Source organism: Streptomyces sp. 2323.1, assembly GCF_900221035.1.
Taxonomy (GTDB): domain Bacteria; phylum Actinomycetota; class Actinomycetes; order Streptomycetales; family Streptomycetaceae; genus Streptomyces; species Streptomyces sioyaensis.
This window is the reverse complement of the sequence record NZ_LT907981.1, coordinates 7477981-7493151: the sequence shown is the minus strand read 5'-3', so window position 1 is coordinate 7493151 and position 15171 is coordinate 7477981. Positions and strand designations below refer to the sequence as shown.

Genomic DNA, 15171 nt, shown 5'->3' with positions numbered 1-15171 from the left:
GGTTCCTCGGGTGTCGCGGGGCGGCCCGGACGGTGCCTCGTCGCCGTGCGGTGAGCTGCCGGGCGGCCTCGGAGGCGGTGGCATTGGCACCCGAACCGGCACCGGCACCGGCGCCGGCAACCAGGACAGTACGGGAGGATCAGAACATTTCAGGTGCGATCTCTGCCGAGGCGGGAGGTGGCTCCACCGAACGGACCCCACCGCCCAGAGCCCGCGCAGCTCCAGTCGCCTCCCGGCACCCCGTACGCCCCCGCGCGCGGCCCCCTGCGCCATGTGTCGCCACCCGGATCCACACGGTGACCAGTGAAGATGCGGCCTGGACTCCGCGGAGCGGTGTGACACAGTGGGAGGTGACTCGACCGCGCGGTCGGTGTGTGCAAGAGAGGGCATGTCATGTCCCTGGATTCGGACCGTCTCGACGCGGTCACCGCGCACCCCAGGTCCGCTCCTCTGCGGAGCGAGGAGTACGAGGACCTCTTCGATCAGGCGCCGGTGATCTTCGCTGCGCTGAGCGGCCCGCAGCATCTGCTGGAGGCGGCCAATCCGGCGTTCTTCGAGGCGCTCGGAGGCGGCCGCGGCCGCACCGGTGTGCCGCTCGGTGAGCTGATCCCGGAGCTGGCCGCGCAGGGCGTCCTCGACCGGCTCGACACGGTGTACCGGACCGGCACCCCGTACCGGGCCCGCGCCGGACGGCTGGTGCTCGGTGCGCCAGGTGCGCAGCGGGAGGGGTTCTTCGACTTCACCTACGAGCCGCGCCGGGACGCGGTCGGCCGGGTCGACGGGGTGATCGTGATCGCGGTGGAAACCACGTCGCACCACCACGCCCAGCTTCTCGCCGCCGAGCAGCGCGTCCTGCTGGAGCGGATCGCGCGCGACGCCCCGCTGAGCGAGATCCTGACCGGGATGGCGCTGGCGATCGAGGAGCTGTCGCCGGACATGATCGTCTCGGTGCTGCTCGCCGATGCCGACGGCCGGCATCTGCGGCACGGCACCGGCCCGAGCCTGCCCAGCTTCTACAACGCGGCGATCGACGGCATCGCCACCGGTCCGCGCGTGGGCTCGTGCGGTACGGCCGCCTATCTGCGCGCACCGGTGATCGTCACCGATATCGCCACCGACCCGCTGTGGGAGGACTACCGCGAGCTGGCCGAGCAGGCCGGGGTCGCGGCGTGCTGGTCCACCCCGATCATGGCTGCGAACGGCCGGCTGCTGGGCACCTTTGCGATGTACCACCGCACCCCCAAGGCCCCCGACGACAAGGACGTGACCCTCAGCTCGGCGTTCGCCCGTATCGCATCCCTGGCCATCGAGCGCCACCAGGCCAAGGAGGCGGGCCGCGCCGCCCAGGACCGGGAGAAGGAGGCCCGGGAGGACCTGGCCTTCGTGCTGGACGCCAGCACCGCCATCACCCGCGAGCCGCACTTCACCGACTGCCTGCAGTGCCTGGCCCGGCTGACCGTGCCGACCCTGGCGCCGCTGTGCACCGTCCATGTGCTGGAGGACGGCCGGACCCGGCGGATCGCCGTCGCCGCCACCACCCGCTCCGACGAGGATCTCCTCGCCTTCCCCGCCGTACGCGACCGGGTCGACGAGGCGGTGGCGCGGGTCCTGGCCTCCGGCAGCACGGAGACGGACCACTCCGGCGCCGCACGGGACACCCGCGCCGGGATACCCGGCACCACCGGTTACGTCTGCGTCCCGCTGGCCACCCGCGGCCGCACCTTCGGCGTGCTGACCCTGCTGGCCACCGGCCGGCCGCTGGACGGCCACATCGCCGCCCTCGCCGAGGAGCTGGCCAGCCGGGCCGCCGCCAGCGCCGACAACGCCCGCCAGTTCTCCGACCGGGTCCAGCTCGCCCGTGAGCTACAGGCCGGCCTGCTCCCCCCGGAGCTGCCCAGGATTCCCGGTGTCGAGCTGGCGGCGTCGTACCACCCGGCCGGCGAAGGGCTCGATGTCGGCGGCGACTTCTACGACGTCTTCCCGCTCCCCGGTGACCGCTGGGCGGTGATGATCGGCGATGTGTGCGGCCGCGGCGCGACCGCCGCCACCACCACCGGCATGGTCCGCCACACCGCACGCGCCGCCGCGCGGCTGCTGGACGACCCGGCGGACGTGGTCCGCGCCATCAACGACGCGCTGACCGGCAGCTCGGTCAGCGCGGACCACTTCGTCTCGCTCGTCTACGGAGAACTGCTGCCCGGCACCTCCCCGCTCACGCTGGAGCTGCTGCGCGCCGGCCATGTCCCCCCGCTCGTCCGCCGCACCGACGGCACCGTCGAGCAACTCGCCCAGTCGGGCCTGCTCCTGGGGGTCGGCCCGGAATTCGACGGCTCCCCGTGCCGGGTCGAGCTGCATCCGGGCGACAGCCTGGTCCTGGTCACCGACGGCATCACCGAGGCGCGCTCGCCCGACGGCGATTTCTTCGACGAGCACCGGCTGACCGACGCCCTCCTGACTTCCGGCTCCTCCTGTGCCGCCGGCCTCATCGCAGCGGTCAATGCCGCGGTGACCGCCTTCGCGGGGCCCTCCACCCCCGATGACCAGGCCGCTCTGGTCCTCACCGCCGTCTGAGCCCCGCGCCGCTGCCGACCGGCGGGCGGGCCGTCCCTGCCGCTCCCCTGCCGCGTCGGACGGATCGTGCTTATTTTTGCCTCATGGACCAAGCGCCCCGCGACGCCTTTGACCACCCCGACCCGCTGCGCCGGCTCACCCTCGACGAGCTGCGGCTGCGCACGAGCATGAAGTGGCGCACCTACCCGGACGACGTGCTGCCCCTGTGGGTGGCGGAGATGGATGTGCCGCTCGCCGCCCCGGTCGTCCGGGCGATCACGGAGGCGGTGGCCCGCGGCGACACCGGCTACCCGTCCGGGACGGCGTACGCCCGTGCCCTGGCCGACTTCGCCCGGACGCGCTGGAACTGGCCCGGGCTCGCCGTGGAGCGTACGGCGATCGTGCCCGATGTGATGCTGGGCGTCGTCGAGATGCTCAAGCTGGTCACCGGCCCGGGCGACCCGGTGGTGGTCAACTGCCCCGTCTATCCGCCGTTCTACCAGTTCGTGACGCATATGGACCGGCGCGTGGTGGAGGCGCCGCTGGGCGAGGACCTGCGGATCGACTTCACCGTGCTGGAGGGGGCCTTCCGGCACGCCACCGCGGGCGGGGGCCGGGCCGCGTATCTGCTGTGCAGTCCGCACAATCCCACGGGCACGGTGCACAGCGCGGAGGAACTGGCGGCGGTGGCGGCGCTGGCGGACCGGTACGGCGTACGGGTCGTCGCCGACGAGATCCATGCACCGGTGGTGGCTCTCGACGCCACCTTCGTGCCCTATCTGAGCGTGCCCGGGGGTGAGCGCGGTCTCTCACTGATGTCGGCGTCCAAGGCGTGGAACCTGGCCGGTCTCAAGGCCGCACTCGCCGTCGCCGGGCCTGCCGCGGCCGACGACCTGGCCCGCCTTCCGGAAGAAGTCAGCCACGGCCCCAGCCACGTCGGCATCCTCGCCCACACCGCCGCGCTGCAGGACGGCGGCGACTGGCTCGATGCGCTGCGCGGCGGTCTCGACGACAACCGGCGGCTGCTCGCCGACCTGCTGGCCGAGCGGCTGCCCAAGGTCCGTTACCGGCCGGCCGAGGGCACGTTCCTCGCCTGGCTCGACTGCCGCCCGCTCGGCCTCGGCGACGACCCCGCCGCGGTGTTCCTCGACCGCGGCAGGGTGGCCTTCAGCTCCGGTCCGCTCTTCGGCACCGGCGGCGCCGGTCATCTGCGGCTCAACCTGGCGACCTCTCCCGAACTGCTCACCGAGGCCGTCCGGCGGATGGCCGTGGCGGTCGCCTGACACCGCGATCGCGCGGCTGCGGATTCCGTCCCCGGCCGACGGCGCCCGCGTCCGGCGCTCGTCATGCCGGGCGCCTCCCTGCCCATGCACCCCTCCTGCAGCACAGAATTCCCCTTCCCGCCGCACCACTTGACAGTCCCACCCATTGGGACAGAGTCTCGTTCAGTGGGTTGGTTGAACGCCGTAATTGCCGTAAGTGCGGCGCAAGTCCCAGTGACAGCGTCTGAATTGGCTGGCTAGGGTCACCGGCGAGTCGGATGCGCAGCAGGGACTGGGAAGGGCCGAAGGCGACCATGAGCAAGGCAGTGACGCCGGAGTCCGGCCGGGCATCCGGCGGCGGGGGCGCGGGCGAGCGGGCGGCGGGCGCACTCGACCGGGGGCTGGCGATCCTGACCCATGTGGCGCGCCACCGCGGCATCTCCACCGCGGACATCGCCCAGGCGCTGGGGCTGACCCGCAGTACGGCCTACCGGCTGGTCGACCGGCTGCAGGAGCAGGGCTGGCTGGCGCAGGCCCCGGCCACGGCCCGGTGGCAGTTGGGACCGGCGGCGGTACGCCTGGCGTCCGCGGCGGTCGCCTCGACCACGCTGCGGGATGCGGCCGCGCCCGCGCTGCGCAAGCTCGGTGAAGTCACCCAGGAAACCGTCAGCCTCGGTGTGCCCAACGGCCTGACCATGGTGTTCGTCCACCGTGAGCGCGGCACGAGGCCGGCCACGGTGACCGCGGAGCTGGGTGCGGCCCGCCCGCTGCACTCCACCTCGCTGGGCCGCGCCTATCTGGCGGCGCTGCCGCAGCAGAAGCTGGAGGACACCCTGATAGAGCTGGTCCGCGACCCGCTGTCACCGGTGACCGCGGCCACGGTCTCGGATCTGCATGCCGAGATCGAGCGCACCCGGGAGCGCGGCTGGTCCCAGGACCTGCGGGACTTCGACGAGTCGAGCTGCTGCTGCGGCGCCGCCGTCCATGACCACACCGGGATGCCGGTCGCCTGCATCAGCGTGGCCGGTGTGGCCGAGCGCATGGGGCCGCTGATCCCGGCGTACGGGCCGCTGGTGGCCCAGGTGTGCCGGGAACTCTCCTACGATCTCGGCTATCTGCCGCCCGCTTCCTGATATCCCGGGCAGCCGGCCCCGGCCCCGGTGCCGTCGCGCACCCCGCCCCGCACCGGGTTGACCAGGCACCCGATCCCCTCCACTTCCGACTCCAGCACATCGCCCGGCCGCAGGGCGCGCGGCGGCCGCATGAAGTCGCCGCAGCCGGCCGGGGTTCCGGTCAGCACCACGTCGCCCGCCCGCAGGGTGAAGAACCGGCTGAGGTAGGCGATCAGCGCAGGGATGCGGAAGACCATGTCGGCCGTCGTTCCGTCCTGCACCGTCTCGCCGTTGACCCGGGTACGGATCCGCAGCCGGTGCGGGTCGGAGATCTCGTCGGCGGTGACGACCACGGGCCCCAAGGGGCAGAAGGTGTCCAGGCCTTTGCCCCGCATCCACTGGCCGTCGCGCTCCTGCAGATCACGGGCGGAGATGTCGTTGGCGACGGTGTAGCCGAAGACGTACTGCAACGCGTCCGCCTCGGGCACCCGGTGGGCCTCGGTGCCGATGACGACGGCCAACTCGGTTTCCCAGTCGACGCGTTGGGTGAGGTCCGGGTCGAAGACGATCGCCTCGCCGCTGCCGATGACGCTGGAGGAGAGCTTGGGGAAGAGGACGGGCTCGGAGGGCCACTCCCAGCCCATCTCCGTGAGGGTCTCCGGGTAGTTCGGGCCGACGCCGTAGAGCGCGCCCGGCCGGTAGGGCAGGGCCGGCACCGGGTCGGTGCCGATGGGCAGTTCGCTCCACGACCAGGGCAGGGCGCCGCCGGCGATGACCTCCGCCAGGGTGACGGAGGGCGGCGCCAGCCGCCAGGGGTGCTGCGACGCGAGCCGGCCGACGAGCCTGCGGCGCCCCTGATGGGTGAGGGTGGCCAGATGCATGGGTGAGCTCCAGGGCGATGCGGCGCCCCCCGTGGGCACGGCGGGGCGGTCTGCTCAGGGGGATGGAGTACCGGACAACGGGGCGCCAGGCCCCAGGGCGGATGCGGCGCACGCCGCCGGGGAATCCCTCCGCGGCCGGCCGGGGAAAGCAGCCGCCGCACCGGTCGGGAGGGGCGGGAGCGCGCCCAGGACTGCGGGTCTTCCGTCATCGGGGACGGGCGCCGCCCGGTCCGTCAGGCCGGCCCCCGCCGCGTGACCTTCCTTGCCATCTTCCCCTCCTTCAACACCGCATCGGGTCCCACTGGTTGGGACGTGCGAGCAATCGGTGGGAGGCGGTCTGCCCGACGGTAAGCGAGACCGTGCGCCGACCGCAATGGCCGATGCGCTTTCGGCGGCCGCAAGTCGTATGGGGAGGCGGGCGCGCCGCCCGGGAGGGAGTCGGCCGAGGGTGCGTACCCGGCCCGCCGGCCGCGCCGGCCCGGCCACCACCCCGCGGCCGCCGGGTCGTTACCGCCCCTGGCCCGCGAACCGTTTTGGACTGCGGGGCGTTTCTCCATACGATCCGTCGATGATCACAAGAAAACGGCTGGCGGCCGGGGTGTGCGGCCTGCTCGCCGCGATGACCGTCGCGCTTCTCCCCACACCCGCCCTCGCCGCCGGTGAACCGGATGCGGACGCTTCTCCCAAGGTCGAGTTGACCCTCGACGTCAGCGGCTCGATGCGAGCCCGCGACATCGACGGGCAGAGCCGGATGGCCGCGGCCAAGCAAGCCTTCAACGAGGTGCTGGACGCCGTGCCGGACGACGTCCAGCTGGGCATCCGCACCCTCGGCGCCAACTACCGCGGCGAGGACCGCAAGGTCGGCTGCAAGGACACCCGGCAGCTCTACCCGGTCGGGCCGCTCGACCGGACCGAGGCGAAGACCGCGGTGGCGACGCTCACCCCCACCGGCTGGACGCCCATCGGGCCCGCCCTGCTGGGGGCGGCCGACGACCTCAAGGGCGGCGACGCGAGCCGCCGGATCGTTCTCATCACGGACGGCGAGGACACCTGCGCCCCGCTCGACCCCTGCCAGGTGGCGCGGGACATCGCCGCCAAGGGCATCCATCTCACCGTCGACACCCTCGGGCTGCTGCCGGACGCCAAGACCCGCAACCAGCTGAGCTGTATCGCCGAGGCGACCGGCGGTACCTACACCTCGGTGGAGCACACCAAGCAACTCCGGGACCGCGTACACCAGTTGGTGGACCGGGCGGCCCGTCCGGTGGCCACTCCCGTGGCGACCCAGGGGGCGGCGGACTGCGCCGGCGCCCCCAAGCTCAAGCCCGGTCTCTACAGCGACCGTGAGAAGTTCGCCGAGCACCGCTGGTACCGCGTCGACGTCCGGCCCGGCCAGGAGCTGCGGGCGTCGGTCAGTGTCGCCGCCGACCGGGCGGTCAACAACGACTACGGGGTCCTGCTGCGGGCCTCGACCGTGCACGGCCGGGAGATCGTCCGCGGCGCGGAGGCGGGCGACGGCCGTACGGATGTGATCTCCTCCGGGCTGCGCTATCCGAAGGCGCCCAGCGATGCCTCGGACGAGGACGCGCCCGCGGCGGAGACCGTCTGTCTCCAGGTCAGCAACTCCTTCTCGGCCCCCGCCTCGGTCAAGACCGACCCCGGGATGCCGGTCGAGCTGACCGTCGACCTGGTGGACGGCCCCTCCGACGCCTCCGACGCCGCCTTCTTCGGGCTCGGCCACGGCTGGTGGCTGCTGATCACCCTGGCCCTGTCCGGGCTGGTGGCCGGTCTGCTGTGGGGCTGGATCTCCCGTTGGCGCGTCACCGTCTGGAGGACCAACTGATGCGTACCGTACGCACTCTGCTGACCGCTGTGCTGGCGAGCGCCGGCCTCCTCGGCATGGCGGGTACCGCCCTCGCCGACAGCCCGTCCCCCTCGCCGAGCGGCAGTACCGGGGCGGAGGCGGCCGCGCCGACCGAGGCCGGCACGTCGTTCCGTACGGCGACCGCCATCAGGCCGGGCCAGCCGGCCACGGCCAGCGCCTCCACCGGCGACTACCTCTACTGGGTGCTGCCCGTGGATGCCGGACAGCGCGCCACCGTCAAGGCCAAGGTGACCCTGCCGCAGGCCGCCCGGCACGGCGCGGCCACCTGGCAGCTCGATGTCTACGACGGGCTGCGCCGACGCCAGGCCTGCACCTACGGCGCCCAGACCAGGGCGGCCGACAAGGACACCGGCTCGGTCGAGCTGTCCTGCACGCTGCGCACGGTCCGCGCCTGGGCGGAACCCTGGGCCAACGACCCGCTGCCGGGCAGCTACTACATACGGCTGACGGTCGTCGATCTGCCGAAGGACGACCTCGGTCTTCCGGTACACGCCGAGGTCGACGCCACCACGGCCGACACCGGCGGCGCCCAGGCGGTGGACGGCACGCTCGCCGCACCCCTGGTGCCCGGCGCCTCCACCGCAACGCCGCAGGACAAGGAGAGCCCGGCGGCGCAGCCCGCGGCCCTGAGCGAGCCGGACGGCGGCTGGTCGTCCGGCTGGTGGTCCGACCGCTGGATCTGGACGGCGGTGGGCGGGCTGCTCGCGGCCCTCGCCGGGATCGCCGGGTATCAGCTGACCCGGGGCTCCGGCCGCCCGGCACGGATACCGCCGGGCGCCTGACCGAACGGGGCGGCCATGGCAGGGTCATGGCCGCCCGACGGACGGGGGCACATGGCCGCGCCTCGCCGGGGGCACGGCCGCTGTCTCAACGGGGACAACCGGGCGGCGGCAGTACCCCGTCAGGGATCAGGGGTCAGGCGTCAGGGCTCAGCAGTCGCAGCAACTGCAGCAGTCACAGCAATCGCAGTTGCAGTCGCAGCAGTCGCAGTCGTCGCAGCACCCCTCGCGCTTCTTCCGCGACCACGGGCCCTCGTACTCCTCCGCACAGCAGAGCTTGCAGGTGCAGCACAGTCCGATGGCGACGGCGCAGCCGGCGAAGAAGCCCCGCGGCTTCTTCGGCTGCTGCGGGAAGTGCGGCATCCCACCGCCCCCGCCGCCCGGGCCTCCCCCATGGCCGCCACCCGGACCGCCGGGCGGCACCGGGCCGCCGCCGTGCGCGTGTTGCGGGCCGTTCAGCTGCTGACCCTGGACGTACGGGCCACCGGCGGCCGGTGCCTGGCCGTACGGGGGCTGTCCGCCGTAGGGGGACGGCCGGCCGTATCCGTTCCCGTACGGGCCCGGGCCCTGGCCGTCGTACGGCCCCGGCGCGCCGTGCCCCTGGTGGGAGCAGGCGGCCGTCCCGAAGGCACGGTCCACCGACCGGCGCAGCTCATGCACCAGCAGCACATGCACCAGCCTGGAGTCGCTGAACTCCACCTCGCGCAGCGCGAGTCGGATGCCGTGCAGGGCGTCGTCGCACAGCCGGCGGGCCTGTGCGGGGGTGGCGCCGGTGGCGGTGAGCGGGTTCCAGGCGCCCTCGGCGGCGTCCGCCGCGCGGTCCTCCACGGCGTCGAGAAGGTGGGCCAGGCGTCCGAAGAACCGGCCCGCCTCGGCCAGTGGCGCGGCGTTGCCCGGCCGGCCCGCCAGCACCGCGGTGTGGGCGAAGGCCGCGGCCGTCGCCGTCTCGGTCGGTTCGGTGACGACCGTCAACGGGGTGCCGGGGCCGGCCAGTTCCTCGATGCCCAGCTGCCGGTCGACCGCACCGACGAGCAGCGTGGTGTCGAAGCCGAGGGCGGCGCCGGTGCGCGCCCCGGCCCGGTCCCAGCCCGCGGCGACCTTGCGGGCGGCGGCGGCCACCGGCCGACGGCGCAGCAGTCCGTTCCGGTCGGCGACATGGTCGCGTATCTTCGCAGAGGCGAGCACCAGGGACACCGAGGCCGCCAGGCGTGCGCCCTCCCCCTTCGCCACCGAAGCGGTCCGCATCCCGCGCAGCGGGCAGGGCCCGGCGGTGCGGCGCGGTGCCTGAGCAGAGCCGGACTGGGCATCCGTCAGCACGGAGACGATCAGCCCGTCGTAGTTGGTGACGACCCGGGCGAACTGCCCGTGGTCGCCGCGCAGGGCGAGACAGAGTCCGCACAGGTGGGCCATCCACTCGGCCTTGAGCCCTTGGGACAGCCGATGGGTGCAGGGCCTGACGATTCCGAACACGTGGAAACCCCCGTAAGACGTCGGCAGGGCACGGCCTGAGCCGGTGTGGCAGGCCTGGCCGACCCGCAAAAGCGTAGCGAGTGGGCCGTTGACCTGGACACACACCCCTGGTGCGGGTGCCGGATGGGGCTGACGGGTCGTCAAGTCACCGAGGACGGGCGGGCGGTGCGACCGGGGAGCCGGGCGGGGCGCAGAAGTGCCGCGGCCGCTCCGCCCCGCCAGGGGAGGGCGAGGGCGGAGCGGCCGCGGGGCCCTGGTCCACAGGCAGGCCGGGCCGGGCCGGGAATCGGGGAAAATCCCTCGGCGCACCCTTGAGTACGGAGCGTGCCGCGGGAGCGTTCAACCGGATTCCCGATCCGTCGAAGCCGGTGTGCCGGCCCGGCGGGGCCCCCGGGCGGTCGTCAGCTGAGGATGCCCATGCCCAGCAGGCCGAAGAGGAGGGCGCCGACCAGGATCCGGTAGATGACGAAGGAGTTGAAGGAGTGCTTGGCCACGAACTTCAGCAGCCAGGAGATCGAGGCGTAGGCGACGACGAAGGAGACGACGGTGCCGATGGCCAGCGGTGCGACGGCGGCGCCGCTGCCGATGGCGTCCTTGAGCTCGTAGATGCCGGCGCCGGTCAGGGCCGGGATGCCGAGGAAGAACGACAGGCGGGTGGCCGCGACACGTTCGAGGTCGAGGATGAGGGCGGTGGACATGGTCGCGCCGGAGCGGGAGAAGCCGGGGAAGAGGAGGGCGAGGATCTGCGAGCAGCCGACCCACATGGCGTCCTTCAGCGAGGTGTCGTCCTCACCGCGCTTGTGCCGGCCCATCTGGTCCGCCGCCCACATCACGCCGCTGCCGATGATCAGCGACCCGGCGACCACCCACAGGGAGGCGAGCGGGCCCTCGATCAGGGGCTTGGCGGCCAGGCCGACGACGACGATCGGGATGGTGGCGTAGATCACCCACCAGGCGAACTTGTAGTCGTGGTGATAGCGCTCCTCGCGGTTGCGCAGGCCCCGGAACCACGCGCCCACGATGCGCACGATGTCCTTGAAGAAGTAGACGAGTGCCGCGGCGATCGCGCCGACCTGAATGACGGCGGAGAAGCCGACGACGGCCGTGTCGTCGACGCGGATTCCCATCAGGCCCTCGGCGATCTTGAGGTGACCCGTGGAGGAGACCGGGAGGAATTCCGTCACCCCCTCGACGGCTCCGAGGACGACGGCCTGGCCGATGCTGATGGCGCTCATGGGATCCATTTCTGGGAACGGTGCGGACGGCGGGCGCGGGTGCGCCGCGGTGGGCTGGGCGTGGGGCGGTGCGGCCGGGTGTGCGCCGGGAACCCGGTGGCATCGGCGTCATCGGCGATGTTCTCGGCTCGGCCGGGGCGGGTCCCAGGGGTGACTCCGGCGTCGCCTGCACACAGGTATGTCCCGGCATACAGACCGGTGAGGTGACTGTACTGGGGGTTGCGCCGTCCGGCCGAAAAGACCGGCTCCAGGGGCCGCCGCGGGGCCTGTGCGGCGGGGCGGCGGGAGCGGGGCAGCGGCGGCGACACCGGGGAGAGAAGGGTCATCACGGCGGGCCGGGGGGACGGCCGGCCGCCGGGGCCCGGGGCGGCTGCGCGGCGGTTCCGACCGGCGGCGAGCCGGGCGCGCGCAGCGGGGCACACAGCCATGCGGTCAGTCCCTCCCGTAGGGAGCCGGGGTGCGTTCCGCGCTTCCGGACGTCTACAGTGCCACCCAATGGTCTACAACACTGTAGACGACCAGCGGCGCGCATCCCGCCCTGGCCGGGCACGGGCTCCTCATGCTCAGCGGGCCCGCCGGAGGCGGGGAGCCACCCAGCATTGTGGGCCACCGGCCCCCGCACGCTCACATCCGGAGTACTTCACAGCAACGCCTCGTAGGGTGCCGCACCATTCCCCTCAGTCCACAAAGAGGAGCCAGGATGCCGCTCACCATGATCAGTACGGCCATCGCCCCCACCACCACGGCAAGAAGGCCGCGACGGCCCACTGATCGCTGGGAGGCCGTTTCGTGACCCTCGCCTCCCACTCCGTTCGCCCCCCGGGCACCGGCCGTGCGGCGCCCGAACGGCCCGCCGTCCGCGCGCCCGCAGCCGCCGGCGCCCCGGGCGACAAGACGCGGCCCGCCCCGGAAAAGCCGCGGGACGCGTTTTTCGACAACGCGAAGTATCTGGCCATCGTGCTGGTGGCTCTCGGCCATGCCTGGGAGCCGCTCTATGCCACCAGCCGGAGCGCGGCCGCGCTGTACATCTTTGTGTACGCCTTCCACATGCCCGCGTTCACCGTCATCTCCGGCTATTTCTCGCGCAGTTTCGATATGCGCCGCGACCGGCTGCAACGGCTGATCACCGGCGTCGTCGTCCCCTATCTCCTGTTCCAGACGGCCTATGCGCTGTTCCGTTACGCGGCCGGCGACACCCCGAGTTTCTCGGTCAGCCTGGCCGACCCGTGGTTCCTCACCTGGTTCCTGGTCGCCCTGTTCATCTGGCGGCTCACCGCGCCGCTGTGGCGGATCGTGCGGTGGCCGGTGCCGCTGGCCCTGGCGATCGCCGCGACGGCCTCCGTGTCGGATCTGGGCAGCGATCTGGATCTCCAGCGGGTCCTGCAGTTCCTGCCGTGCTTCGTCCTCGGCATGTGCCTGAAGGCAGAGCACTTCAGCCGCCTGCGCTGCTGGCCGGCGCGGATCGCCGCGCTGCCCGTCGTGGCCGGGGCGCTGGCCTTCGCGTACTGGGCCGTGCCGCGGATGAACGACGCGTGGTTCTACCACACCGACAGCGCACAGAACCTGGGCGTTCCGTGGTGGTGCGGCGTGCTGATGCAACTGGCCATGTTCGGCTGCTCGCTGGTGCTCACCGCCTGCTTCCTGGCCTGGGTACCGGGCCGCCGGGCGTGGTGCACCGCACTGGGCGCCGGCACCCTCTACGGCTATCTGCTGCACGGCTTCCTCGCCAAGGGCTCCCGCTGGTGGGACTGGTACGACGCCGACTGGATCCACACGCCCTGGGGCGCCGTCGTCGTCACCCTGCTCGCCGGCGCGGTGGTGACCCTGCTGTGCACCCCGCCGGTGCAGCGGATCTTCCGCTTCGCCATGGAGCCGAAGATGCGCTGGGCGTTCAGAGCCGAACCCCGGCTCGGCGCGGCACCGGGGCGTACGCCATGACCCGGCAGAGAGGGCGAAGCTGAATGACGAGGACCGCTCCCCGCATTCTGGTCGTCGAGGACGACCACGGCCTGCGCGACGTACTGGCCCGCGGACTGCGCGACGAGGAGTTCGACGTGGTGACCGCCGCCGACGGTGCGGCGGCGCTGCGCACCGTCGACGCGTCGGTGGACGCGGTGGTGCTCGACGTCGGACTGCCGGATTCCGACGGGCGGGACGTCTGCCAGGCGATGCGGGGAGCGGGCGTCACCGTCCCGGTGATCTTCCTTACGGCGCACGGCAATCTCACCGACCGGCTCGCCGGTTTCGCCTCCGGAGGCGATGACTACCTCGCCAAGCCGTTTCACCTCAGCGAGCTGGTGGCCCGCATCCGGGCGGTGCTGCGCCGCGCGGCCGCCGACGGCAGCATCGTCGGCGGGGACGGTGCGCTGCGGCTGGACCCGGTGCGGTACCAACTGACCGTGCACGGGGAGGCGGTCGCCCTGACGCCCACCGAATTCCGGCTGCTGGCCTGCCTCATGGCGGACCCCGGGACCGTCGTCCGCCGCCGGTCCCTGCTGCGCGCGGGCTGGCCGGAGGGCGCCCAGGTCAGTGACAACACGCTGGACCAGTATCTGTGGCGGTTGCGCCGCAAGCTGCGCGAGGCGGACAGCCCGCGGGGCATCGGTACGGTCCGCGGCATCGGCTACCGCTTCGCATGAGACGCCCCCGGCGCACCCTGCGCGGCCGGCTCGCCCTGATGGCCCTGATCACCGGCGCGGTGTGGGTCGCCGTCCTGACGACGGCCTTCAATCTGGCGCTGGAAAAGCGGCTGCACGAGCAGGCGGACGACGTGCTGCGCACCCGGGCGGAGGCCGTGGCGAGCACCGTGGAGGCCCGGCCGGACGGGCGGCTGGTGGTCCATGAGCCCGCCCAGGACCAGGCGCTGGACTCCGGAGTGTGGATCTACCAGGGCCGCCGGATCAAGGAACGGCCGCCCGGCGCACCCGCCGCACTGCAACGGCGGGCGGAGCAACTGTCCGGCGGACACGAGGTGTTCAGCGACGTCGCAGTCGGCGCCGACGGCGGGTCCGGCGCGACGCGGCTCTACGCCCTCCCGGTGCCCGCCGCCTCCGGCCCCGGGCAGGCCGGCACCGTGGTCGCCTCCGTGAGCCTGGACCCTTACCGCAGCACGGCGGACGCCGCACTGGCCGGTTCCCTGGCACTGGCGGTGCTGCTGCTCGGCACCGTCTACCTGCTCACCCGGCTCGTGGTCGGGCGCGCCCTGCGGCCGGTCGCCGAGATGAGCGACCAGGCCACCCGGTGGAGCGAGGCCGGCGCCCCGGAACGGTTCGGCGCGGCCGGCCGGCCCGCCGAACTCGCCTCGTTCGCCACCAGCCTCGACGCACTGCTGGACCGGCTGGCCGCGGTGCTGCGCCATGAGCAGCACCAGGCCGCGGCGCTGTCCCACGAGCTGCGCACCCCGCTGGCCCGGATCACCGCGGAGACCGAATGGCTGGCCCGGCGCCCGCGGACCGCGGCCGAGCAGGACACCTCGCACGAGGCCATCGCGCACGCCGCCGCGACGATGCGGCAGATCTGTGACTCCCTGCTCTCCGAGGCCCGTACCCGCGGTGCGCAGACCCCCGGCAGCTGCCGCTTCCCCGCTCTCGCGGAGGAAATCGCCCGGCGCATCGCGGCCGACCACCCGGGCGCACCCGCCGTGGCGGTGACCGGCGATCCGGTGACCGCGGGCGTACCGGCGGCGGTGGCCGAGCGGATCCTGATGCCGCTGCTGGACAACGCCCGCCGGTACGCCGTGCACACCATCGCCGTCCACTGCACGGCCGGCGCCGGCCAGGTCACGCTGTATGTCGGCGACGACGGTCCCGGCGTGCCCGAGGCGTTCCTCGGCGCGCTCTTCGAACCGGGCCGGCGCGCCGATCCCGGCGACGGGCACGACGGCGCGGGCCTCGGCCTGGCGCTGGCGCGGCGGCTGGCCCGCGCGGCCGGCGGTGACCTCACACTGGCCGCCGCCGGCCCCGGCGCACGCTTCGCCGTCACGCTCCCTGCGGGCTGA

At 73.2% G+C, this 15171-nt stretch carries 11 protein-coding genes; 8 read left to right on the top strand and 3 right to left on the bottom strand.

Features of this window, described 5'->3' with window-relative positions:
* Positions 1-393 precede the first annotated feature (393 nt).
* From CPH93_RS32395 to CPH93_RS32385, 3 genes are all read left to right on the top strand, one after another.
* Entirely contained in the window at positions 394-2571 is a 2178-nt protein-coding gene (locus CPH93_RS32395) for a SpoIIE family protein phosphatase (protein ID WP_096214874.1), read from the top strand.
* 83 nt (positions 2572-2654) lie between these two features.
* Positions 2655-3833, top strand: coding sequence for a MalY/PatB family protein (locus tag CPH93_RS32390; protein WP_096214873.1), 1179 nt, complete (start codon positions 2655-2657; stop codon positions 3831-3833).
* Between the two features lie 293 nt (positions 3834-4126).
* Positions 4127-4945, top strand: a complete 819-nt coding sequence (locus CPH93_RS32385; protein WP_093481733.1) for an IclR family transcriptional regulator — start codon at positions 4127-4129, stop codon at positions 4943-4945.
* On the opposite strand, the gene CPH93_RS32380 is transcribed toward CPH93_RS32385, so the two are convergent.
* Positions 4924-5805 carry a fumarylacetoacetate hydrolase family protein gene (locus tag CPH93_RS32380; RefSeq protein ID WP_096214872.1) on the bottom strand — a complete coding sequence of 294 codons (882 nt, stop codon included), beginning with the start codon at positions 5803-5805 and terminating at the stop codon, positions 4924-4926. The genes CPH93_RS32385 and CPH93_RS32380 overlap by 22 nt on opposite strands.
* Before the next feature lie 568 nt (positions 5806-6373).
* Between CPH93_RS32380 and CPH93_RS32375 the strand changes: the two genes are divergently transcribed.
* Together CPH93_RS32375 and CPH93_RS32370 are read left to right on the top strand one after the other, a co-directional pair.
* Entirely contained in the window at positions 6374-7648 is a 1275-nt protein-coding gene (locus tag CPH93_RS32375; protein ID WP_096214871.1) for a VWA domain-containing protein, read from the top strand.
* Positions 7648-8472 carry a hypothetical protein gene (locus tag CPH93_RS32370; protein WP_096214870.1) on the top strand — a complete coding sequence of 275 codons (825 nt, stop codon included), beginning with the start codon at positions 7648-7650 and terminating at the stop codon, positions 8470-8472. The genes CPH93_RS32375 and CPH93_RS32370 overlap by 1 nt, the downstream gene beginning before the upstream one ends.
* Positions 8473-8619: 147 nt before the next feature.
* On the opposite strand, the gene CPH93_RS32365 is transcribed toward CPH93_RS32370, so the two are convergent.
* Together CPH93_RS32365 and CPH93_RS32360 are read right to left on the bottom strand one after the other, a co-directional pair.
* Positions 8620-9939, bottom strand: a complete 1320-nt coding sequence (locus CPH93_RS32365) for a DUF5685 family protein (protein ID WP_096214869.1) — start codon at positions 9937-9939, stop codon at positions 8620-8622.
* Positions 9940-10340: 401 nt separating this feature from the next.
* Positions 10341-11174, bottom strand: coding sequence for an undecaprenyl-diphosphate phosphatase (locus CPH93_RS32360; RefSeq protein ID WP_093481738.1), 834 nt, complete (start codon positions 11172-11174; stop codon positions 10341-10343).
* Between the two features lie 789 nt (positions 11175-11963).
* Between CPH93_RS32360 and CPH93_RS32355 the strand changes: the two genes are divergently transcribed.
* The 3 genes from CPH93_RS32355 to CPH93_RS32345 are packed head-to-tail and all read left to right on the top strand — an operon-like array spanning position 11964 to position 15171.
* A complete protein-coding gene (locus CPH93_RS32355; protein ID WP_107470910.1) occupies positions 11964-13112 on the top strand; it encodes an acyltransferase family protein in 1149 nt (382 codons plus the stop codon).
* 23 nt (positions 13113-13135) lie between these two features.
* The gene (locus tag CPH93_RS32350; RefSeq protein WP_096214868.1) at positions 13136-13813 is read left to right on the top strand and encodes a response regulator transcription factor; all 678 of its coding nucleotides are present in this window, start codon (positions 13136-13138) and stop codon (positions 13811-13813) included.
* On the top strand, positions 13810-15171 hold the full coding sequence (locus CPH93_RS32345) for an ATP-binding protein (RefSeq protein ID WP_096214867.1): 1362 nt from the start codon (positions 13810-13812) through the stop codon (positions 15169-15171). Before CPH93_RS32350 ends, CPH93_RS32345 begins: the two co-directional genes overlap by 4 nt.

What these genes read in the sequence shown, in the direction of transcription:
- CPH93_RS32345 (WP_096214867.1), top strand. Translation starts at nt 13,810, where the DNA reads ATGAGACGCCCCCGGCGCACCCTGCGCGGCCGGCTCGCCCTGATGGCC.
- CPH93_RS32395 (WP_096214874.1), top strand. Translation starts at nt 394, where the DNA reads ATGTCCCTGGATTCGGACCGTCTCGACGCGGTCACCGCGCACCCCAGG.
- CPH93_RS32370 (WP_096214870.1), top strand. Translation starts at nt 7,648, where the DNA reads ATGCGTACCGTACGCACTCTGCTGACCGCTGTGCTGGCGAGCGCCGGC.
- CPH93_RS32385 (WP_093481733.1), top strand. Translation starts at nt 4,127, where the DNA reads ATGAGCAAGGCAGTGACGCCGGAGTCCGGCCGGGCATCCGGCGGCGGG.
- CPH93_RS32360 (WP_093481738.1), bottom strand. Translation starts at nt 11,174, where the DNA reads ATGAGCGCCATCAGCATCGGCCAGGCCGTCGTCCTCGGAGCCGTCGAG.
- CPH93_RS32350 (WP_096214868.1), top strand. Translation starts at nt 13,136, where the DNA reads ATGACGAGGACCGCTCCCCGCATTCTGGTCGTCGAGGACGACCACGGC.
- CPH93_RS32390 (WP_096214873.1), top strand. Translation starts at nt 2,655, where the DNA reads ATGGACCAAGCGCCCCGCGACGCCTTTGACCACCCCGACCCGCTGCGC.
- CPH93_RS32380 (WP_096214872.1), bottom strand. Translation starts at nt 5,805, where the DNA reads ATGCATCTGGCCACCCTCACCCATCAGGGGCGCCGCAGGCTCGTCGGC.
- CPH93_RS32375 (WP_096214871.1), top strand. Translation starts at nt 6,374, where the DNA reads ATGATCACAAGAAAACGGCTGGCGGCCGGGGTGTGCGGCCTGCTCGCC.